This window comes from Ruania albidiflava DSM 18029, assembly GCF_000421225.1.
Classification (GTDB): domain Bacteria; phylum Actinomycetota; class Actinomycetes; order Actinomycetales; family Beutenbergiaceae; genus Ruania; species Ruania albidiflava.
The window spans coordinates 137,477-158,751 of the sequence record NZ_ATWL01000002.1 but is presented as its reverse complement, the minus strand read 5'-3'; the positions used below and the strand labels follow the sequence as shown (position 1 = coordinate 158,751).

General features: G+C 68.6%; 21 protein-coding genes. 10 read left to right on the top strand and 11 right to left on the bottom strand.

The genetic code is table 11. The features are described 5' to 3' along the window. Positions 1-577 precede the first annotated feature (577 nt). On the top strand, positions 578-862 hold the full coding sequence (locus tag K338_RS0103065; protein ID WP_022916717.1) for a DUF2933 domain-containing protein: 285 nt from the start codon (positions 578-580) through the stop codon (positions 860-862). On the opposite strand, the gene K338_RS20145 is transcribed toward K338_RS0103065, so the two are convergent. The 5 genes from K338_RS20145 to K338_RS0103035 all read right to left on the bottom strand — a co-directional run bounded on the left by K338_RS20145 (position 816) and on the right by K338_RS0103035 (position 5,477). Further along, the gene (locus K338_RS20145) at positions 816-1,937 is read right to left on the bottom strand and encodes a HAMP domain-containing sensor histidine kinase (protein ID WP_022916716.1); all 1,122 of its coding nucleotides are present in this window, start codon (positions 1,935-1,937) and stop codon (positions 816-818) included. The two genes, K338_RS0103065 and K338_RS20145, sit on opposite strands and share 47 nt — an antisense overlap. Continuing rightward, the gene (locus tag K338_RS0103055; RefSeq protein ID WP_022916715.1) at positions 1,934-2,638 is read right to left on the bottom strand and encodes a response regulator transcription factor; all 705 of its coding nucleotides are present in this window, start codon (positions 2,636-2,638) and stop codon (positions 1,934-1,936) included. Before K338_RS0103055 ends, K338_RS20145 begins: the two co-directional genes overlap by 4 nt. A 158-nt stretch (positions 2,639-2,796) precedes the next feature. Next, positions 2,797-3,714: a cation diffusion facilitator family transporter gene (locus K338_RS0103045; RefSeq protein ID WP_027286376.1), complete on the bottom strand. Its 918-nt coding sequence runs from the start codon at positions 3,712-3,714 to the stop codon at positions 2,797-2,799. Between the two features lie 33 nt (positions 3,715-3,747). Continuing rightward, entirely contained in the window at positions 3,748-5,208 is a 1,461-nt protein-coding gene (locus K338_RS0103040) for a multicopper oxidase domain-containing protein (RefSeq protein WP_022916712.1), read from the bottom strand. Then, positions 5,208-5,477, bottom strand: a complete 270-nt coding sequence (locus tag K338_RS0103035; RefSeq protein WP_027286374.1) for an SHOCT domain-containing protein — start codon at positions 5,475-5,477, stop codon at positions 5,208-5,210. The genes K338_RS0103040 and K338_RS0103035 overlap by 1 nt, the downstream gene beginning before the upstream one ends. 257 nt (positions 5,478-5,734) lie before the next feature. On the opposite strand from K338_RS0103035, the gene K338_RS0103030 reads away from it, so the two are divergent. From K338_RS0103030 to K338_RS0103005, 6 genes are all read left to right on the top strand, one after another. Then, positions 5,735-6,316, top strand: coding sequence for a CueP family metal-binding protein (locus K338_RS0103030; RefSeq protein ID WP_022916710.1), 582 nt, complete (start codon positions 5,735-5,737; stop codon positions 6,314-6,316). Between the two features lie 290 nt (positions 6,317-6,606). Beyond that, positions 6,607-7,008 carry a four-helix bundle copper-binding protein gene (locus K338_RS0103025; RefSeq protein WP_022916709.1) on the top strand — a complete coding sequence of 134 codons (402 nt, stop codon included), beginning with the start codon at positions 6,607-6,609 and terminating at the stop codon, positions 7,006-7,008. A gap of 895 nt (positions 7,009-7,903) precedes the next feature. Then, positions 7,904-11,446, top strand: a complete 3,543-nt coding sequence (gene mobF / locus K338_RS20140; RefSeq protein WP_051154667.1) for a MobF family relaxase — start codon at positions 7,904-7,906, stop codon at positions 11,444-11,446. 146 nt (positions 11,447-11,592) lie between these two features. Then, a complete protein-coding gene (locus K338_RS0103015; protein ID WP_022916707.1) occupies positions 11,593-11,982 on the top strand; it encodes a hypothetical protein in 390 nt (129 codons plus the stop codon). A 326-nt stretch (positions 11,983-12,308) separates the two neighbouring features. Continuing rightward, positions 12,309-12,668: a Cd(II)/Pb(II)-sensing metalloregulatory transcriptional regulator CmtR gene (gene cmtR, locus K338_RS0103010; protein ID WP_022916706.1), complete on the top strand. Its 360-nt coding sequence runs from the start codon at positions 12,309-12,311 to the stop codon at positions 12,666-12,668. Beyond that, entirely contained in the window at positions 12,665-13,261 is a 597-nt protein-coding gene (locus tag K338_RS0103005) for a cadmium resistance transporter (RefSeq protein ID WP_022916705.1), read from the top strand. Before cmtR ends, K338_RS0103005 begins: the two co-directional genes overlap by 4 nt. A 278-nt stretch (positions 13,262-13,539) precedes the next feature. Here K338_RS0103005 and merA read toward each other — a convergent pair whose 3' ends face one another. After that, positions 13,540-14,940, bottom strand: a complete 1,401-nt coding sequence (merA, locus tag K338_RS0103000; RefSeq protein WP_022916704.1) for a mercury(II) reductase — start codon at positions 14,938-14,940, stop codon at positions 13,540-13,542. Between the two features lie 104 nt (positions 14,941-15,044). Between merA and K338_RS0102995 the strand changes: the two genes are divergently transcribed. Next, complete coding sequence (locus tag K338_RS0102995; RefSeq protein WP_022916703.1) at positions 15,045-15,434, top strand: heavy metal-responsive transcriptional regulator; 390 nt, start codon at positions 15,045-15,047, stop codon at positions 15,432-15,434. Between the two features lie 370 nt (positions 15,435-15,804). On the opposite strand, the gene K338_RS26095 is transcribed toward K338_RS0102995, so the two are convergent. Then, positions 15,805-16,326 (bottom strand): hypothetical protein, encoded by a 522-nt coding sequence (locus tag K338_RS26095; protein WP_245542882.1) that lies wholly within the window; start codon positions 16,324-16,326, stop codon positions 15,805-15,807. Between the two features lie 52 nt (positions 16,327-16,378). Between K338_RS26095 and K338_RS0102985 the strand changes: the two genes are divergently transcribed. Continuing rightward, on the top strand, positions 16,379-18,100 hold the full coding sequence (locus tag K338_RS0102985; RefSeq protein ID WP_022916701.1) for a CocE/NonD family hydrolase: 1,722 nt from the start codon (positions 16,379-16,381) through the stop codon (positions 18,098-18,100). Here K338_RS0102985 and K338_RS0102980 read toward each other — a convergent pair. The 4 genes from K338_RS0102980 to K338_RS0102965 all read right to left on the bottom strand — a co-directional run bounded on the left by K338_RS0102980 (position 18,088) and on the right by K338_RS0102965 (position 20,087). Next, on the bottom strand, positions 18,088-18,504 hold the full coding sequence (locus K338_RS0102980) for a DUF2695 domain-containing protein (protein ID WP_022916700.1): 417 nt from the start codon (positions 18,502-18,504) through the stop codon (positions 18,088-18,090). The genes K338_RS0102985 and K338_RS0102980 overlap by 13 nt on opposite strands. 32 nt (positions 18,505-18,536) lie before the next feature. After that, positions 18,537-18,905, bottom strand: a complete 369-nt coding sequence (locus K338_RS0102975; RefSeq protein ID WP_027286373.1) for a fluoride efflux transporter FluC — start codon at positions 18,903-18,905, stop codon at positions 18,537-18,539. Beyond that, positions 18,902-19,366, bottom strand: coding sequence for a FluC/FEX family fluoride channel (locus K338_RS0102970; RefSeq protein ID WP_022916699.1), 465 nt, complete (start codon positions 19,364-19,366; stop codon positions 18,902-18,904). The genes K338_RS0102975 and K338_RS0102970 overlap by 4 nt, the downstream gene beginning before the upstream one ends. A gap of 181 nt (positions 19,367-19,547) precedes the next feature. Then, positions 19,548-20,087 carry a DUF1697 domain-containing protein gene (locus tag K338_RS0102965; RefSeq protein ID WP_245542881.1) on the bottom strand — a complete coding sequence of 180 codons (540 nt, stop codon included), beginning with the start codon at positions 20,085-20,087 and terminating at the stop codon, positions 19,548-19,550. Between the two features lie 431 nt (positions 20,088-20,518). Here K338_RS0102965 and orn point away from each other — a divergent pair, with 431 nt between their 5' ends. Further along, positions 20,519-21,178 (top strand): oligoribonuclease, encoded by a 660-nt coding sequence (gene orn / locus K338_RS0102960; RefSeq protein ID WP_022916697.1) that lies wholly within the window; start codon positions 20,519-20,521, stop codon positions 21,176-21,178. The last annotated feature ends 97 nt before the right edge of the window (positions 21,179-21,275 follow it).

Here is a 21,275-nt window from a genome sequence, read left to right as displayed (position 1 = left end):
CCAGTCCCGGTCGGGTCAGCCTGGTCCTGCGGGGTGCCGCAAGCGGCCAGGATCAGGGCGAGGGCGAGTGCGCTGCCACCAGCGGCGAGGCGGCGAGAGGTGATCTTCACGGGGAGCTGCTCCTAGAGACGGCGATGCATGGTTCCCTCCGAGTCAAGCAAGGACGCCGTGAGCGCATCCAGCCAGGCGGCCAATCTTCATCGCCTCTTCATCAAAGCCGGACGGGACCTTCATCGGGACCGCGCCGGCGGCCATCACGGGGGCGCGAGATTTCCAGCGACTTGCTCGGCCCGCTGCCCCTCGGTCAGCGTCTACAGCTGAACCCGCCGGATGCTCGACACCCTCGGTGGCTCCACCGAGCCCCCCACCGGGTGGCGGCTTCAGCGATTCTTCGTCATTCGTCTATCCGCGGCGCCAGGAGCGTGCCCGAGGGTGGAGCCTTGAAGGAGAGGAGCAGACATGGCACCGATCGTCTGGCTGACGCTCACCGTGGTCGTCCTGTTTTATGTCGTTCTCGGCGTCTGGGCCGTGGCGACGATCTTCCCCACCCGCGCCGACGCTCAACGAGAAGGAACCGATGCACACCAACCACCGCTCGCACCTGCTGATCATACTGGGGACCGCCGTCCTGGCGGTCCTGGCTCTCCTCGCCGCCGGTCGCTCGCTCGGTGAGGCGCTCCCGCTGGCCGCGCTGCTGGCCTGCCCGCTGATGATGATCGGCATGATGTTCATGGACCACGGCAGGCACGGTCAGCACCCCCAGCGGACCGATGCCGCACCGTCCGCCGAACGGCCCACGGCAGACCGCTCCCCGCTCACCCGGGGCCGACGGCGGCGCCAGCCACCGGTAGGGTCACGGTGAACGTGGCGCCTCGCCCGGCTCCCGGGCTTGTGGCGGTGACCTTTCCACCGTGGGCGCGGACGATGGCGCCGACCACGGCGAGCCCGATTCCGGACCCGCCGTGGGCGCGGTCCCGTGCCGTGTCGACGCGGTAGAACCGGTCGAACAAATACTGAAGGTGCTTGGCATCAATCCCGGCCCCGTCGTCGGCCACCCGGAGCACGACGGTCGACCCCTGCCGGTCTGCGCTCAAGTCCACCCGCCCGCCGGCGGGCGTGTGCCGCAGGGCGTTGTCCAACAGGTTGGTCAGCACCTGCGCGAGCCGGTCAGGATCGGCGTCCAGCCAGGCTTGTGCCGCTGCGGCCGAGACCATTCGTTCCAGCCGAACGCCGCGCTCCCGGTAGCGGGCTTGTGCCTCGGCCTGCGCTGTGGCGAACAGGTCGGTGATAGCAACTTCTCGGCGGTGCATGGTCAGGCCGCCCTCCTCGGCGGTGGTCACCAGCGCGATGTCCTCCCCGAGCCGGGACAAGCGGGTGACCTGATCGCGCAGGAGCGTGATCGTCTCCTCGTCGGCGTCGTGCACCCCGTCCAGGATTGCTTCGAGGTAGCCGTGGAGGGTGGCTAGCGGGGTGCGCATTTCGTGGGCGAGGTCACCGAGCATCCGGATGCGAATCGTCTCGACCTCCGCCAGGTCCGTCGCCATGGTGTTGAACGCCTCGGCCAGCTCGTCGAACTCCCGGCCCAGCCCCACCCGGGGCACGCGAGCCGAATGATCGCCGTTGGCTACCCGGTGGGCGGCGTCCGTGGCTGCCACCAGAGAGCTATTGACCCGTCGAGCCAGAAACAGGCTCACCACGACCGAGGCGACCAGCGCGGCCAGCAACGCCCCGGCCAGGGAGAGGGCCGAGGCGGACTGGAAGGCCTCCTCGGCGTGGTGGACCACCCCCGAATCGCTTGCCCGGCCCTGGATCATGTGGTCGTGGAAGATCGCCGGTCCGACAGCGGCCACGACCACCCACGCGGTGGCCCAGCCCACGAATACGACCACCGCCGTGGCCGCGAGCAGCCGTGCAGCCAGCCCCGGCAGCCGGGTCATTCGCCGCTGCCCATCCGGTAGCCGACCCCGCGCATCGTCTTGATGAAGATCGGGTTGGCGGGGTCATCGCCGAGCTTGCGCCGCAGATGCCCGATGTGTACGTCGACCAGATGCTCATCACCAACCCAGCCCTCGCCCCAGACCGCTTCGATGAGCTGGCGCCGGGAAAAAACCATCCGCGGTCGGACCGCCAGCGCGGCCAGTACGTCGAACTCGGTTCGGGTGAGTTCCACCGGCTCGGCGTGCAGGTGAACCTCGCGGGCGGCGATGTCCACCGTCAGGGCACCGAACCGGCGCACCGGCATCTCTGGGCCTAGGCTCGAACGCGGACGACGTAACATGGCCCGCACCCGGGCGAGGAGTTCGCGCGGGCTGAACGGTTTCGTGACGTAGTCGTCGGCGCCCACCGACAGGCCGATGAGTTTGTCGACCTCTTCCACCCGCGCGGTGAGCATGACGATGTAGCAGTCGGAGAAGGTACGCACCGTGCGGCAAACCTCGACCCCGTCAATGCCCGGCAGCCCCAGATCGAGGACGATCACGCCCGGGTCCAGCTCTCGGGTCATGGTGATCGCCTCGCGACCGTTGCCCGTGGTCTCGACGTCGAAGCCGTCCCGTTCGAAGTAGCTTGCCACCAATCTTGCCAGGGGCGCCTCGTCGTCCACGACGAGCACGCGCGGCAGGGTATCCACCGTAATCATGCATCTATTCTCCCAAACGGCGCCTCCCGGCCCGGTGAGGTTGCGGGATGGACTCTTGGTGCCGGGGATGGCCGAGTCTTGCGGGAGCTTTCAGTCGATGTCGCCGTGGTTGTCGCGCGACACCGACACCACTCTCACCGACCAGGCGTGGTGGTGGGCTATCTGGTGATGTCGATGTCTGCGGCGCGCTCTTCGTCCGGGCAGGTCTGTTCGAGCTGGAGGGTGGAGAAGTACACGCCGAAGCGATCCTGGAGCAGGTCGGTGGCCTGGTGCAGGACACGGTCGCCAGCCTCGGGCAGACTGGACACGCGCAGATGGGCGGAGAACACGGTGCGTCCGGAGGTGATGGTCCATGCGTGGATGTGATGGACGTCGGCCACTCCGTCGATGCCCCGCAGCAGTGCCGTCGCCTCACGCACGTCGAGATGCTCAGGGGTGCCTTGGAGCAAGATACGCATCGCCGAGCGCAGGATGGTCCACGATGCCCACAGCAGTACCAGCCCGAACGCCATACCGAGCAGCGGGTCGATCGCCAGAAACTCGGTCAGCCGGATCACCACCGCGGACACGATGATGATGAGGCTGCCGACGAAGGTCTGCAGAATGTGCCAGAACGCGCCCTTGAGGTTGAGGTTTGACTTCTGCCGCTGGTAGAGCAACCAGAAAGCGATGACTTCGGTGAGGATGCCGCCGGCGGCGACCCAGAGCATGACCGTAGTGGGCAGCTCGACCGGGTCGGCCAGCCGCATCGCCCCCATCCAGAAGACGTACCCGGCCATGACGACCAGGAAGACCCCGTTGAACAGGGCTCCGAGGATCTCCGCGCGCCCCCATCCGAAGGTCTCCCTGCCGGTGGCCGGACGCTGGCTGAGGCGTTGGGCGACCAGGGCGATCATGACCCCACCGACAGCGGAGAAGGTGTGGAACGCGTCGGAGAGCACGGCCACCGACCCGGACCACAGACCCACGACCAACTCGATGACGAAATACACCCCGGTCAATGCCCCGGAGATCCGCAGTGCGCGGCGATCTCCGTGGGCCGGGACGTGCCCACCTGAGGCGTGGTCGAGACTCAAGGGGTTCTCCTCCTCGTCGGGGGTTGGGCGCGGTCAGCCGACCTCGACGCTGGCCATCATCCCGGCATCCTCGTGATCGAGAATGTGGCAGTGGTAGACGCTGCGCCCCGGGTGGCGCGCGAAGTCGACCAGGACCCGCACCCGGCCCCGGGCGGGCACATTGACGACGTCGCGCCTGGTCACCTCGCGGACCGGTTGTCCGCCAGTCTCGACGAGCTGCATGGGCCACACGTGCAGGTGGAAGGGATGGTCCATCGGGGTCGGGTTGGTGATCAGCCACTCTTCCACCCCGCCGATGCTCACCCGCTGATCGATCCGGTCGGCGTCGAAGGCGCGGCCATCGAACCCGGGATCCATCATCCCCCGGCCGGGACCCATCATCGATCCCATGGTCATGGTGAACGCGATCTCCCGCCGCCCGGCGACGGACTTCTCCCGCAGATCCGGAACCGCCAGACGGTCCGGCACCGGGCCCGGGGCGGCGGCCTCGGCGCCGGTGACAGCCAACGTCGCCAAGGTGCCTGGCCCGGACAGGCCACCACCGCCCATCATCCCCATCCCACCGCGGTCGTAACCGAGTGTGCGCAACTCGCTGGAACCGGCGCGCATGCTCACCAGCAGATCGGCGCGATTGCCCGGCGCCAGCAGCACCTCCTGCACCTCCCGAGGCGTTAATTCGCGGCCGGTGTCGATACCGAGCAGCTCCAAGTGCTGTCCGGGCAGCGCCAAGCGCAGGTACCGCGAGGTGCACGCATTGATCACCCGCCAGCGTTCTCGCTGCCCGGGACGCGCAGATAATTGCGGCCGGTGTTGACCGTTGACCAGAACCAGGTTTCCCTCTCGGCCCATCATCACCTCCGGAGCGGCGACGGGGACGATCTGCCCGTCGCCGGTCAGCGAGATGTCCGAGACGACCAGCACCCGCTCCCGGCTGACCGGCACCCGATCGCCCTCGACGATCAAGGCACCGTACAAGCCGCCGAACAACTGATCGGCGACCGTGCCGTGCCGGTGGGGGTGATACCAGGACACCCCTGGCGGGTGGTCCTCGGGAAGATCAAAGCGGTAGTCGAAGACCTGGCCAGGGTCGATGGACACGAACGGGTTGTCTCCGTTATCCCGCGGGGAGACGGCCAGCCCATGGGTGTGCAAGTTGGTCGGGGTGTCGAGTTCGTTACGCAGCCGCACCTCGATTCGGTCTCCCGGCTGTACCCGCCAGGTCTGACCCGGCACCGTGCCGTTGTAGGTCAGCACCCGTGCCCGCTGCCCAGCGATGGTCGTCTCCCGACGGGTGGCGACCAGTTCCACCCGCAGCACCCCGTCCCGGCTGCGCACGACCTCCGGTTCCACCAGGGATTCGCCGCCGGCCCCAGCCGAACTGGTGGACGGGGCGAGCCAGGGCAGGCCGGTCTGCGAGAGCCCCACCCCACCGACCACGACCCCGAGCCCGCCAAGCATTCCGAGCTGGAGCGCTTGACGCCGGGTGATGGGCATCACGCCTCAGGTCCTGCGCCGTTGTCCAGGCGCCGGCGACGCTCGTCGTACTCGGTGTCATCGATCTCCCCGCGGGCGTACCGCTCATCGAGCACCTCCCGGGCCCGACTACGACCCGGGTGGCTCGCGCCGTTGGGCCGCTGACCGCGGCCGCTGAGCAGCCGGACCAGGACAAGGACGAGCACGACGAGGCCCACGACCATCAGGGCCAGGAAGAACCAGCCCCAGACCATGCCCCACCCACCCATGTGGTCCCAGTTCCTTCCCATGTCTCACCTCCGCGAGTGTCCGTGCCGGAACGTGATCGACGGCCGGCCGTCCACCGCACGATGCCTCCTCTGAGCCGCGGTGCGCGAGGAGGGATCGATCCTCCTTGGGCGTCGCAGCTGACCGGAAGGCGAGCGGTGGGCCTTTCGATCGAGTCAATCAGATGGGTCCGGCGTGGTCCCGGCCGTCCGGTCGATCTTCATCGAATCTTCAGTGCTCGACCACACTCGGGCTGCCAGCGTCTAGCAGAATGAGGTGTATGAAACGATCCCTGACCCTTGTTGCTGCCTTGGCCTTGGTGCTCGCAGGCTGTTCCACCACCACCCCCGACGCGAGCCCGACGACGACCAGCACCACCGCGCAGGCCGACTTCCTGGCCGCGCATGACCTCGACGGCATGGACGCGCAGCAGATCATCGGCCACCTCGACCGGATGCCTGTGGCCGATCGCCCGACCGAGCTCATGGCCTCCGTGCGCGCAGAGCAACTTATGCTCGCCGGCCCCGATCAGGAAGTCGCGCTCCCGCTCGAAGACAACGAGTTCTACCTCTCAATCGCGCCATACGTCGATCAGACCCACGAGTGCTACTACCACTCCCTGACCACCTGCCGTGGCGAGCTGGCCAACGAGGATATCAGCGTGCGCATCATCGACGACAGTGGCGCGGTCCTCGTCGATGAGCAGGTGACCACCTTCGACAACGGCTTCGTCGGCTTCTGGCTTCCCCGCGACATCGAGGGCACCGTTGAAGTCACCCACGACGGCCGCACCGGCCAGCGCGACTTCTCCACCAGCGAGGACGGGGCGACCTGCCTGACTACTCTCCAGCTCGACGCCTGAGGTAACGCACGCCAGGCCTACCGATATCTGGTCGGTGGGAGGCCCGCCGGGGTCCCGGTCAAGCGCGCTGGCGTGACCTTTGACGACTACCGCGCGATGTTCATGGGCGGTTAGTTCGGCCGCTGAGCGCCGGAATGGTCGGCGGTGGGCGTGTCCGACCAACGGTTCTTCATCGAACCTTCATCGCATCACCGGGTGTTCTCCATCGTGACGCCGTAGCGTCGGAGGGACAAATCTGCGGCGTCACGAATTCGCGTCGACGTCACACCGGAAAAGCAAGGGAGCACGTCATGAGGACCACCGAGATGATGAACACCTACCCGGCCGAGATCAGCGTCGACCGCGATCTGCTTGCCCGCACGATCGACATGCTCGTGGCGTGCGCCCAAGCGTGTACCAGCTGCGCCGATGCCTGCCTGAGCGAAGAGACCGTGACCGAGCTACGCAAGTGCATTCGCACCAATCTTGACTGCGCCGACATCTACGCTGCCACCGCCCGCATTCTGTCCCGCCACACCGGCTATGACGCCAACCTCACCCATGCCCAACTCCAGGCCTGTGCCCAGGCGTGCGAGTCCTGCGGAGACGAGTGCGAGCAGCATGCCGGCCACCACGAGCATTGCAGCGTTTGCGCCGAGGCCTGCCGGGCGTGCGCACAAGCCTGTAATGAACTCCTCGCGGCAATCGCATGACCCGCGGCTAACCTAACGCCAAGAGTTGACGATAGACATGAACGGCCACCGGACGCGAGCGCGACTATCGGTGCCACGCCGTTACACGGGACCCGGTGACGCTCATCCGGACAGCGGCCGCGCCCTCTGATCCGGACCGCACGGGCATGGGAACCACTGTTACGGGCCGGCACGCGCGACGTCGCGTTCCTGGCTTATGCCACACTGCTGACGGACCCGCCCCGAACTGGGCTGCACAGGACCGGTCGTAGCCCACCCCTTGAACCGGCGTGCGCAATCGCGCTCGTCACGACAGCAAGCGGTCACCACGCCGCGGTGATCATCCAGCGCTCGTGCGGCGGGCTGCTGTGGTGGGTGTCCGGGTACACCTTGGACACCGAACACCCTGGCTCGGCGTCGTCCTCGAAGGACCGTTCCGCCGAGGCTTGTGCGGATACGACGTCCAGTAGATCCGCTCAACTGTGCACCCTTCGGTGACTCTGCACAACGTCCACGCGTGCATAGGGGTGGTGCAACTCACGATCGACCTGCCAGATCTGGAGGGATTGATGACGGTTGCCGTCGTCCCCGCCGCTGAGAGCTGTGGTAGACGGCTCGATGCTCGGTCTATGAGGTAGCGTCATCCAGGCACAGACTCGGCCGTAGTCGACGACGGCAGCGCCTCTCCTGACAGTCACGCGACCCGCGCGAGACCCCGGCGGCGCGCGTCTGGCAGATGCTCGATCCGCTCGGCTCCCATTTGCTTATTGAGCGGCCACGCCTCTTGCAGGTCGAGGTTGAGACGCCGTCAACCAAAGTTGACGTAGGTGTCAAGAGCGGGTGACTCCGAGCGTGCTCGTCTTGGTTGCCGGGCGCTCACCTGACTGTCACGAAGGAGGCAGTGGTGACGGTCTCGATGCGGGTCATGTCGGCTGGCGACGGCTACAAGTACCTGCTGCGCACGGTCGCTGCGGCCGATGGTGATCGGTCGCTCTCGACCCCTCTCACGCGTTACTACGCCGAGGCGGGCACACCACCAGGCCAGTGGCTTGGGTCCGGGGTGGCCTCTCTCGGCACGGGCCGACTTGCCGTGGGTGATCGGGTGTCGGAGGCCCAGCTCCAGCTCTTGATGGGTATGGGCCGTGACCCGCTCACCGGCGACCCGCTCGGTCTGGCGTTCCCTGCCTACAAGCCCCCGGCCGAGCGGATCGAAGCCCGCGTGACTGGCCTCGATTCGGCGATGAGTCCTGGCGCGAAAGGTGAGGCGGTCGCGCAGATCGAGGCCGAGGAGAGTGAGCGTGGGACGCGGCGGGCGGTTGCGGGGTTCGACTTCACGTTCTCGGTTCCGAAGTCCGCCTCGGCACTGTGGGCGGTCTCTGATGCCGGGACGCAGGCGTTGATCGGTGAGGCGCATCGTGCGGCGGTTGCCGAGGTGGTTGCGTTCATGGAGCGGGAGGTTGCAGCCACCCGCACCGGTGCAACCGCTGGCGACGGAGCTGTTGCGCAGGTCGATGTCACCGGGCTGGTAGCCACGGCGTTCGATCACTTCGATTCCCGCGCCAGCGACCCCCACCTGCATACCCACGTCGTTATCTCCAACAAGGTACAGACTGCCTTGGATGGGAAGTGGCGGAGCGTGGATGGGCGGCCGATGCACGCCGCCGTCGTCGCGCTCTCGGAGCTGCACCAGGCGGTGTTCGCCGATCACATGACCCGCACCTTCGGCGTCGAATGGGAAGCCCGTGACATGGGCCGGGACCGGAACCCGGCGTGGGCGATCACCGGTGTGCCGGAAGAGCTGGTCCAAGAGTTCTCCACCCGCGCCCGGTACATCGACACCGAGACCGACCGCCTCATCGCCGAGTACGTCGACAAGCGCGGGCGGCGGCCGTCACCGGCGACGATCATGAAGCTGCGCGCCCAAGCCACCCTGTCCACGCGCCCCGACAAGGAGGTCCGGTCGCTGGCGAACCTCACCGAGCAGTGGCGCACCCGTGCCACCGGTGTAATCGGTCAGGACGCCACTACATGGGCACGCGCCGTCACTGACAACGAGACGCCCTTACTGCTGCGAGCCGACGACGTCCCACTCGGCGTGGTTGCCGAGCTCGGGATCGCGGTGGTCGAGGTCGTCGGTGAGAAGCGCTCGACTTGGCGCCGTTGGAACCTTATGGCCGAGGCGTCCCGCCAGACGATGGGCTGGCGGTTCGCCTCCATGCAGGACCGGGAGGCGATCGTCGGCATGGTCGCTGACGCCGCCGAGAACGCGTCGCTGCGACTCACTCCACCCGACCTCACTACCAGCCCAGGAGCGCTCCGGCGCGTGGACGGCACCAGTGTGTTCCGGCCCAAGCACTCCACCGTGTTCTCCTCCGAGCTGTTGCTCGCAGCCGAGGACCGGCTGCTCGACCGATCCCGCACTATCACCGCACCCACGGTCCCAGTCGGCACTGTGGAAACGATCACCTCCCAGGCCGATGCCGAGAGACGAATGCTCGGCGAGGACCAGGCCGACGCTTTGATGAAGATCGCCGTCTCCGGGCGGGTGCTCGACGTGCTCGTCGGCCCGGCAGGTGCGGGCAAGACCACGGCTATGTCGGCGTTGCGGAGGATGTGGGAGAAGGAACACGGTTCCGGGTCCGTGGTCGGGCTGGCCCCCTCCGCAGTGGCAGCGCAGGTCCTCGCTGATGACCTTGGCATCGCGACGGAGAACACCGCGAAATGGTGGACCAACCACCTCGTGCACGGGACGAGGTTCGAGGCGGGGCAGCTCGTCATGATCGACGAAGCATCCCTGGCAGGCACCCTGTCCCTGGACCGGATCACGCACCTCGCGGAGCAGGCGGGCGCGAAGGTGCTGCTGGTGGGTGACTTCGCCCAGCTCCAGTCCGTGGACGCCGGTGGCGCATTCAACCTCCTTGTGAGCGACCGGGACGATGCTCCCCAGTTGGTCGACGTCCACCGCTTCACGAACGCCTGGGAGAAGACCGCATCCCTTGGGCTACGGCATGGACGTACCGAGGTGATCGACGCCTACCTCGATCATGGCCGCATCCACGAGGGCGACGCCGAGGCGATGACCGATGCCGCTTACGCCGCCTGGCGCGCCGACCGCGACGCCGGGTCGGTGGCAGTGCTGATCGCCGAGACCCGCGACGACGTGAACACCCTCAACACCCGTGCCCGCGCGGACCTGATCCTCGACGGCACCCTCGCACCCGGCCGCGAGGTCGAGCTGACCGACGGCACCACCGCCGGGGTCGGGGACACGGTCATCACCCGCCGCAACAACCGGCGCCTTCGCAACGGCAAGGACTGGGTCCGCAACGGCGACACCTGGACTATCAAAGACGTGCGCGACGATGGCTCGGTCACGATCCGTCCCAGCAGACGCAGATTCGGCGGGTCGATCGTGCTGCCGACGTCGTATGTGGCCGAGCATGTCGATCTTGGGTACGCGGTCACCGCACATCGCGCTCAGGGTGTCACGGTCGATACCGCGCATGTGCTGGTGGGGCCGACGACCACGCGGGAGAACTTCTATGTCGCCATGACCCGCGGCAAGCACTCCAACCAGGCCTATGTGGTCCTCGATCGAGCCGACGACGCCCACACTGAGCCGCACCCCGGTGACAACCCCGACGCCACCGCCCGGAGCGTGCTCTACGGCGTCCTCCAGCACGTCGGCGCGGAGCTGTCCGCCTATGAGACCATCACCGCGGAACACGAGCAGTGGGGCTCGATCGCCCAACTCGCGGCCGAGTACGAAACCATCGCTGCCGCAGCCCAACGTGACCGCTGGGCGACTTTGATCCGTGCCTGCGGTCTCACCGAAAGCCAGGCCGACGCCGCGGCGGACTCGGAGGCCTTCGGAGCACTCACCGCCGAGCTGCGGCGCGCCGAGGCCAACCACCACGATATGGACCGTTTGCTCCCGCGCCTGATCGCGGCCCGCGGGTTCGATGACGCAGACGACATCGCCTCCGTCCTGCACCACCGCGTCACTCGCGCCACAGCACGTCCCGCCGGCTCGGGCCGGACCCGGACGGCACCGCGGCTGATCGCCGGGCTCGTCCCCGCAGCGCGAGGCCCGATGACCGCTGACATGCGCCATGCCCTCGATGAACGTCACCAACTCATCGAGCAACGAGCCACCGCCGTCCTGGACACCGCCATCACCGACCAAGAGCCCTGGACTACCCGGCTCGGCGCCGTGCCCGAGGGAGAGAAGGAAGCGCAGGCGTGGCGGCGCGAAGCGAGAGTCGTGGCCGCCTACCGCGACCATTACCAGATCACCGGCAGCCACCCCCTCGGCCCCGAACCGGACACCACGGCGCAGAAGATCGGCCACGCCCGTGCCGACACCGCCCTCCAACGCGCCCAAGCCATCACCCGGCCCCGGCAGGATGGGCCGGGGCCGCAACCGGCCGGACGCGACCAGATCGGTCCCCGGCTGTGAGCACTTTCAGATGTCAGAGATCGGGCGTATCGTGGAGGCGAGGCAGGATTCTTCTCACCACTCGGCCGTACGCGGTCAGTCCGGCTTTGGACCCTTCTCAACGCACTGCCTCCTCAGGTGAAACGTGCGATTGAGAGGAGCCGATCATGTTCCGCCTCCTGCTAGCGGGAAGCCTCAGAATCCGATACTTCCTGCGCCGCTACATGCCCACCAACATCCTCGCTGACGCGATCCACACCAGACGCGGCGTGAAGTGGGGACCGGTAGCGATGCTGCTGGCCGTCCCGTACTTCGCCGCTGCCGTCTGGCTCGTCGGTGTTATCGAACAGGGCGCGCCGGGCTGGCTCCACCTGTTCGTACTGCTGACAGTGTGGTCCGGATTCAAGATGCTCTGGCTCGGACCCGCCAGCATCGCCTGGCTCCTCCGAGCCCGCCTCGGTGAAGCCGGCGCACGTCGACGACAGCGACGAACCGCCCCACAAGAGGCCAACGACACATCCGAAAGAGGCATGTCCGAGTTGGCGAGGATGGTCTGATATGCGCAGTGACCAACATGTGCCGCACGCTCCAAACGCGGTGGCAAGAACCGCAGACTGCCCCGGACCTTCACGCCCCAACGCACGAACCTGGTAGTGGAATCGTTGGCGGGACGACGGGCGTGTCCGGCATGACGCCCCGTCGCCGGGCACCTTCTCGGGCGGATCTTGCGAACACCCGAACACGCGCGACCGATGACCTGCACCGTTCCCGTCATGGGTTCCCCAACTGGCACAGCCAGGAGGGTGTTCGGCTCGGTTCGCACACGTAACTTGATTCCGGGCTGCGCCTGGGACACTTCAGTCCCTGCTGTATAGTTCAGTGCATGCTGACCATTGCTTCTCGCCTGAACGTCATGAACCGGCTGGGCCGCGCGCTGGCCGACCCGACCAGGTCCCGCATCATCCTGACGCTGCTCGACCGACCGGCCTACCCGGCAGAGCTGGCCCGCGATCTGGATCTGACACGCTCTAACGTGTCCAACCATCTGGCGTGCCTGCGCGACTGCGGGATCGTGATCGCCGAGCCCGAGGGCCGCAAGACGCGCTATGAGATCGCCGATCCGCACCTGACGCGGGCGCTGACTGCCCTGGTCGACGTCACCCTCGCGTTGGACGAGAACGCCCCGTGCATTGAACCGGCCTGCTCGGTGCCCAGATGCGACGCAGCAGAGGTGGTCGCGTGATCCTGGCTTCCGTCCTGCAGGCAATCGGCCTGTTCATCGTGACCAACATCGACGACATCATCGTGCTCTCCCTGTTTTTCGCCCGCGGCGCGTGCCAACGCGGGACGACCACGCGCATCCTGGTCGGCCAGTACCTGGGGTTCGCCGGCATCCTCGGTGCCGCTGTGCTGGTGACTATCGGAGCCGGAGCATTCCTGCCCTCAGCAGCTATCCCGTACTTCGGGCTCATCCCCCTGACCCTCGGCCTCTGGGCGGCATGGCAAGCCTTACGCGGAGACGATGACGACGATGACGCCAAGATCGCAGGCAAGAAGGTCAGCGCGTGGACCGTCGCAGGAGTCACCTTCGCCAACGGCGGAGACAACATCGGCGTCTACGTCCCCGTCTTCCTCAACGTGGAACCCATCGCAGTGGTCGCCTACTGCCTCGTCTTCCTCGCACTCGTCGCGGTCCTAGTCATACTCGCCAAGTTCGTCGCCACCCGCCCGCCGATCGCCGAAGTCCTCGAACGCTGGGAACACGTCCTGTTCCCCATCGTCCTGATCGGCCTGGGCATCCTCATCCTCGTCAGCGGCGGAGCGTTTGGTCTCTGACGAAGCCAAAGCGAACAAGAGAGGTCCCCAGGCTCGACGTTCCGGTAGAGGATCCCCTGGCGGGACGTCACCACCGCACTTCTTCCAACCCAGGTACGCTTCGGCCCGGCGGGTTCCCCTTATGGAGATGCCGCAGCCCACTGTCTGAAGGAGTGCTTACAGGTCCAAGGCATCTAGGGCGGTGGGTCGTGCTTGTGTTGTGCCCGGCGCGGCACAGGAGCGCGTGCACCACCAGGCGACGTCGCGCTCTGGCCCCAGCCTCGGGTTGGGGCCGCGGGTCAAGCGCAGCAGGACGTTGGCATCTGGTTGCGGAAGAGGCCGGCCGCGATGCGCAGGCTTTCGGCCATGGTCAGATATGGCGCCCAGGTATCGGCCAGATCATCGACGGTCATGCCGGCTTTGATGGCGTAGGTGGCCGCCAGCATGATCTCTCCGGCGCCGTCAGCCAGGGCGTGTACGCCCAGGATCTCGCCGCTCTCGGCGTCGGCGACGAGCTTCACCGCGCCGCGGGTGTCGTGCTGGACCAGCGCCCGGGGGACGTCGGAAAGGTCCAGGACGCGGCAGTCGCAAGCGTGCCCGCGGATGAGGGCCTCGTCCTCGGTCAGCCCCGCTGAGGCCAGCTGGGGCCGGGTGAAGACGACCGCTGGCAAGCCGGCGTAGTCGACCCGAGCTACCTGCGGGACTCCGTCATCGGTCAGGGCGTTGAGCGCGGCGGCCCGACCGCCAGCGGCGGCGACGTAGACGTACTGGGGAGCCCCAGAGACGTCACCCGCGGCGTAGATGCGGGGATTGGAGGTGCGCTGGGCCTCGTCGACCACGATAAAGCCCCGCTCGTCCACGTCCACACCGGCCGCAGCCAGGTCCAGGCCGTCGATACGGGGCAGGCGTCCGGTGGCCACCAGGACCCGCGCGCCGCGCACCTGCTCGCCCGAGTCCGTGGTCACCACCACCTCTCCTGCGGGGCCCGCCTCGCGAGCCACCGTCGTCGCGTGCTCTTCCACCACGGTGATGCCGTCGTCGGCAAAAATCTCTCGAAGACCCTGGGCCAGCTCCGGCTCGGCGTGGGGCGCCAGACGCCCCACCACCGACACCCGGGCGCCGAGGTGAGCGAACAGCTGGGCCTGCTCCATCCCGACGTACCCGCCACCGATGACGGCCAGGGACTCGGGCAGCTCAGTGAGCTGCATCGCGGTGGTGGACGTCAGCCAGTCCACGGAGCCAAGGCCGGTCACGTCCGGGACGGCGGGGGTGGAGCCGGTGGCGACCAGATAGGCCCGTGCCCGCAGCGACTGGCCGTCGACGGCCAGGGTGTCCCTGTCCAGGAAGGTAGCCTGGCCCGGGCGGACCTCGAAGCCGTAGGCGGCGGCCACGTCGGCGTACTTCGCATCGCGCAGGCGCTCGATCAGGGCGTCCTTCTGGGCCACCAGATCGCCGAGGTTCACGCGCCCGGCTGCCGTTGGGGCGCCGGTGAAGGGGTTGGTGATCGCGGCGTGCCGGGCTCCAGCGGCCGCCAGGAGCGTCTTGGACGGCACGCAGCCGATGTTCACGCATGTGCCGCCCAGGACACCCCGCTCGATCAGCACGACGCTCTTACCGGCCTGGCTGGCCGCGATGGCGGCCGACATGGCCGCGCCTCCTGAGCCGATCACGGCCAGATCGATGTCGTAGTCCTCAGTCATCTCGCACCCTCATTTGCGTTACGCGTTTTCAGTGACCACACTGGACGTTCCAGTGCAGGGGAAGGTCAAGGTGAACATGGAAGAGAGCCGAGCAAGGGGTCACTGTGCGCATCGGTGAGCTGGCCGAGGCCAGCGGCACCACGACCAAGACGCTCCGCTTCTACGAAGAGGCCGGACTCCTGCCCCCGCCTGAGCGCACCGCCAACGGATACCGCGACTACGCCCCTGATACCCTGGTGCGCCTGGATTTCGTTCGCCGCGGCCGCACCGCTGGGCTCACCCTGGCCCAGATCCGCGAGGTCCTCGACATCCGCGACGCCGGAGTCGCGCCCTGCCAGCACGTGCACGACCTGCTCGAGGCCCGCCTGGGCGACCTGGACCAGCAGATCGCCGACCTGCAGGCACTGCGACACACCGTCGCGCACCTTCGCGACGGTGCCGCCACCAGCGACCCCACCAACTGCGACGCCACGACCGTCTGCCGCTACCTGTGACCGCACGGAACCGGCGCCGTCTGGCACCGGACCCACGCTCAATGCCGAACAGCGTCCGGTGAGCGATCGGCTAACGGAACGTCAGTCAGCGTAGCCCCGCCAGCATTACCCGGAAGCGAAAGTTGCCACGGAGCGTCGACAGAACCCCAAAAGCCACACCCACCGGCGCAGCACTCCAGCCAACCCCGCGCAGGCCAGCGATCATCGCGATATACCGGAGGATGGGGCACGGACACCGTACGAAACCACCGAATCCGGGCCGGTACAGCCGGAAATCTCACGAACGCCCGATGGCGGCCGATCCAGCAACGCGAAGGCCATCGTCGGCCTCTACCGCCCCTGCCGACAGCGAGGTGAGCTACACAGCGGGTCAGACCCTGGCGGGACGGCGACCGCGCGGGCGGATCGTTCCCCCACCGGCCACGACCGCAGAGCGCACCGTCTCATGGCCGACCCCCAGTTCAGCTGCGACCTCTTCGAGCGTCATGCCCTGCTCGTACAATCGCGCGGCCTCCCGGCGCCCGGGCTCATCCAGACCGCGGCGGCGCATCGCGACGCCCACCTGAGAAGCGAGCCGGTGCACCGTCGTGCGATGTATCCCGAACCGCCGCACCAGCTCATCAACTGGCACACCCTTGGCGTACTCCTCGGCCAGCGCAGCCCGATTCGAGACACTCAAACGGGTTTGAGACCGGGGTGAATTTTTCGCCACTGAGCCGCGCACATCCTCGATAGGCTGACGTTCAGGACGCGACGCCGAGCGCCGTGATCCCCGCAGAACCCGGCGAATCAACGTCACGAGCGGCTTGCGTGGGTTTGAGAACCACCCAGCGAGGTGCACCAACGATTCTCGGTAGGCGAGTGCGCTTTGAGGCGGCGGCACCACGACCACAGACCTACAGTGGACCTGCCCCGCTCCGGAGCCTGCCCCATCGGGAGTGCATATGGCACCTGGCACCGCGTTCCCCGTCCTGGACCGACCGTGGCACCGTCCGGGCGCCCTGCGCTACGCAGCCGAGCGGGTCCGCGGCACTGTCCGCCCACCGGTGCAGGTGATCCGCCCGCCCGCGGGCAGCGTGGTGCGCGAGCTGGACGTCGGCGTCCCGGTGCGGGACGGGACGGTGCTGCGGGTGAACGTGTACCGGCCACCGACCAGCCCGCCGGTACCGGTGATCCTGTGCGCCCACCCGTACGGGAAGGACCGGCTGCCGTCGGTCTCCGGGAGGCGGGCCCGCTTCGCCGCGCAGTACCGGATCCTGCACCAGAGCGCGCCGGTCTCGTTCTCCACCCTCACCGGCTGGGAGGCGCCCGACCCGGCCTGGTGGGTCGGACACGGCTACGCCGTGGTCAACGCCGACCTGCGTGGTGCCGGCACGTCCGGCGGGGTCGGTTCGCTGCTGTCGGACCAGGAGGCACGCGACTACGCCGACCTGATCACCTGGGCGGCCGCGCAGCCCTGGTGCAACGGACGGGCCGGCCTGCTCGGCGTCTCCTACCTGGCGATGTCGCAGTACAAGGTGGCCGGTATCGGTCCTGCTGCGCTGCGGGCCATCTGCCCGTGGGAGGGGATGACGGACAGCTACCGTGACCTGATGCGACCGGGCGGTCTCTACGAGCATGGCTTCTCCCTGGTCTGGACGACGATGACCAGGCGCACCGCCCGCCTCGCGACCGACCTCGGCGCGGCGCAGCGCGCGCACCCGCTGCGGGACGAGTGGTGGCAGTCGATCACCCCGGACCTGGCCGCCATCAAGGTGCCGATGCTGGTGTGCACCAGCTTCTCCGACAACAACCTGCACTCACGGGGCTCCTTCCGCGCCTTCGAGCAGGTGGGGTCGCCGGAGAAGTTCGCCTACACCCACCGAGGCGGCAAGTGGGCCACCTTCTACTCCGAGCCCGCACGCACCGCCCAGCTGTCCTTCTTCGACCGTTACCTGCGCGAGGAGGACTCGCCGGCACCACCGCGGGTGCGGTTGGAGGTCCGCGAGTCGCGCACGCACATCGACCAGGTACGCACCGAGGACACCTGGCCACTGGCCGGCGCCCACTGGCGAGCGCTCCACCTCGGCCCGGCGGGGCGGCTGAGCCGCCAGCCACCCGGCGCACCGGGGACCGTCACGTTCCCGACCCGGTGGCGCGCCGCCGCGTTCACCTACACCTTCACCGAGGACACCGAGCTCACCGGGCCGATGGCGCTACGCACCTGGGTGAGCGTGGACCGCGGGGACGATGTGGACCTCTACGTCGGTGTGGAGAAGTGGCGTGGGCGTCGCTACGTCGGCTTCGAGGGGTCCTACGGTTTCGGCCGGGACCGGGTGGCCTCCGGGTGGCAACGGGCGTCGCTACGACGTCTGGATGCACGCACCTCCACAGATGCCGAACCCGTCCCCACCTTCTGCACCCGGGAGGTGCTGGCACCGGGCGAGGTGGTCCGCCTGGACATCGCCCTGGGGCCCTCCGCCACGCTCTTCCGCGCCGGAGAGTCGCTCCGGCTGGTCGTGGCCGGCCGGTGGCTGTGGCCACGGAACCCGCTGACCGGCCAGTTCCCAGCGCACTTCCGGGGCAGCCCGCACCCCAGGTGCACGCTGCACTGGGGGCCTCAGCGTCCCGGCCGGCTGCTCGTCCCGGTCATCCCACCGCACCGCCGCCGCAGTCAGCCCAGGTAGCCACCCCGCGGCCGGCGGGCCCACAGCCCGCACGGCCGGGTCGAGCCGCGACCCACACCCAGACAACCCGGCATCGGGTTCGGGTACGGTCGCTCCCGGCGCAGCACCCCGTTGATGACGGCGTAGCCTCCTGGCTCGCCCAGGTACGCCGGCCGCAGGTCGTAGCCGTTCATGAAGATCTCGCAGTCGCAGTAGCCGCCGACCTGCCCGAGCCGGCGCTCCAGCGCGGTGGCCCGCGGGGCGCGCAGGTCGCGGTAGCGCAGCGCCCACCGCAGACCGCGGCAGCCGTGCTCGAGCATCCGGTAGACGTAGCAGAGCAGGCACTCCCCCGGCCGCGGGTCGGTCAGCTCGCCGGCCAGCTGACGCAGGTAGGTCTCGGTGTCCTCGATCGTCAGGTTCGTCATCTGCGCAGTGAACCAGCGGGCACCGACACTGCTCAGCCCAGCCAGAGGCCGAGCCCCGCGGCGGCCAGGCTCGCCAGCAGCATCGTGACGGCATGGGCTGCGGCCAGGGCCGCCGCCCGCGCTCCCTCGCGCAACGCGATCGTCACCGCCTCCAGGCTGGCGGTGGAGAAGGAGGTGTACCCGCCCAGCATCCCGGTGCCCAGCACGGTCACCAGCGCATCCAGCCCGGCATGGTCGCGGGCGAGAGCGACCAGCAGCCCGAGCAGGAACGATCCGGTGAGGTTCACCACGATCAGCCCCAGCGGTACCGGCTGGTCCCGCCAGCGGGCCAGCGCGCCGTCCACGACGAACCGCAGCATCGCACCCACCCCGCCGGCGAGCGCTACGGCGAGCACGATCACGGCGCCGCCTCCCCGCCCCGCGCGCGCACCAACCATCGGGCCAGCAGCAGCCCGAGAGCGGCTGCCGCCGCGCCGGCGAGCACGGTCCCAGCGGCGTAGCCGGTGCCTGTCCAGGTGCTCCCGGCGCCGAGCAGACTGTGCACCTCGACGGCGAAGGTCGAGTAGGTGGTGTACCCACCGAGCACTCCGGTCCCGACCCCGAGCCGCGCAGCGCGTCGTGCACCGGTGTCCTCACCCGTGCGCGCCAAGGCGGTGAGCAGCGCGCCGAGCAGGAAAGCCCCGGTCACGTTGATCACGAACGTCACCCAGGGCACGTGGCCCGGTGCCGGGATGACGGCGGCCTCCAGCAGGTACCGCACCGTGGTGCCGACCGCTCCTCCGGCGCCCACCAGCGCCAGGGAGCGAGGCCGCAGGTAGGCCGGTCGTGGGTGCCGGACGGGTGGGATCTCTCGGTCGGCCACGGGGTGCTCCTTCTGCGGGCATGCTCGGTCCTGCCCGCCGTCTCGGACGGCGGCAGGAAACCATCAGCCTCGTGGCGGTTCGGGCATGCTGCCCCGGCGGGATCCATCGCCGCCAGCAGCCTACCGGGTCCGCTGCGTGCCCACCTGCGCCGGCGCCGGCACCACCGTGCGCGACTCCAGCTCAGGGCAGCAGGCGCCGCAGCGTACGCAGGTTCCGGGTGGTGACGTCGGCGGTGTACCGCGCCCGGGCGAGCGTCTTGGCCACCGGCGTGTCCAGGCTGCTGCCGCGCGGCGTCTGCCAGTAGAGCACCGCATCCCCGGGCGCGATGCGCTCGGCCGGGTCGGTCTCGGTGAGCTCCTCCCGCAGCGCCGCGAGCACCTCGGCCGAGCGGCAGAACACCACGTACGGGTGGTGGGTGGCCTCGTCGGTCTCGAACGGGAAGTCGGCCACCACCTGGGCGAGCTGTGCGGTGCTGCGCACCAGCACCCAGGCCTGGTAGCCGAACCGTTCGGTGAGGATCTGCTCGACGGCGGAGCCCACCGTGGCAGCATCCCGCTCGCTGGCCAGCAGCACGTTCCCGCTCGCCAGCACCGTGCGGGCACCGGGGAAGGCGCCCTCGGCCAGGGCGGCTCGGACGTCCGCCATCTTCAGCGTGCGCCCGCCCACGTTCACCCCGCGCAGCAGCACCACATAGTCCGTCACCTGCGCCACAGTAGCCACCCGCACAGCGGAGCGGAAGAAAAAGAGGTGACCTGCGCCGTCGTCGGTGGAACAGTTGCTCCCCGTGCCCATCCGGGCATGACACCGCCACCACCGGAAGGCCCCTCCATGGACACCCTCATGCTGTACGAGATACGACGCCTCGAGCAGGCACACCTTCGCGCCGAGACCCAGCTTCGCAGGACCATCCTGCAGCGGCTCCGGGACAGGCGCAGCGCATGGGTGGCAGCGCGGGGCGGTCGGGCAACCGGCCGCCCTTCGTCGTCTCCGGCCCCCTGCGATCCGCAGACCTTCACCCGCGCGAGCTGAGCACGCCTCGGCCCGCGCGGGTGGCGGCGCGGGCCGAGGCGGCCAGCAGCACCCGTGACCCGCGGCCCGGGGACGAGATCGCTCGTCCCCGGGCCGTTCTCCGCCCCGGTTAGGCTGGTCCCGTGAGTACCGCACCGACTGCTGGCCAGAAGGACCCGATCGTCTGGATCGACTGCGAGATGACCGGGCTGAGCCTGGCCGACGACGCGCTGATCGAGATCGCGGTGATCGTCACCGACTCCGAGCTGCATGCCCTGGACCCGGGCCTGGACGTCGTCATCACCCCGCCCGCTGCTGCGGTGGAGCAGATGGGCGAGGTGGTCCGGGAGATGCACACCACGTCCGGGCTGCTGGAGGTGCTCGAGGCCGGCACCACGCTGGCCGATGCGCAGGCCCGGGTGCTGGACTACATCAAGCAGTTCGTCCCGGAGCCGAAGAAGGCGCCGCTGGCCGGTAACTCGGTGGGCACCGACAAGGCCTTCCTGGACCGGGACATGCCCGAGCTGGTGGACTACCTGCACTACCGGATCATCGACGTCTCCTCGCTGAAGGAGCTCGCCCGGCGCTGGTACCCGCGCGCGTACTTCCAGTCGCCGAAGAAGAACGGTGGGCACCGTGCGCTGGCGGACATCGCCGAGAGCATCGACGAGCTGCGCTACTACCGCAGCGTGCTGCTGCCCGAGGGCGTCGGCCCGGACTCTGCGACCGCGAAGCAGAAGGCCGCGCTGATCACCGCCTCCCCCACCCTCGTGGGTAAGGACGCGACGCCCGCCGACGGTTGAGGGCGGTGGCCGAACCCACACCACCGGTGGTCCGAGGCCGGGAGGAACTTCGCTACACTGGACAACCGCAGGCTGCGGCAGGTCCCGGCATGCACTC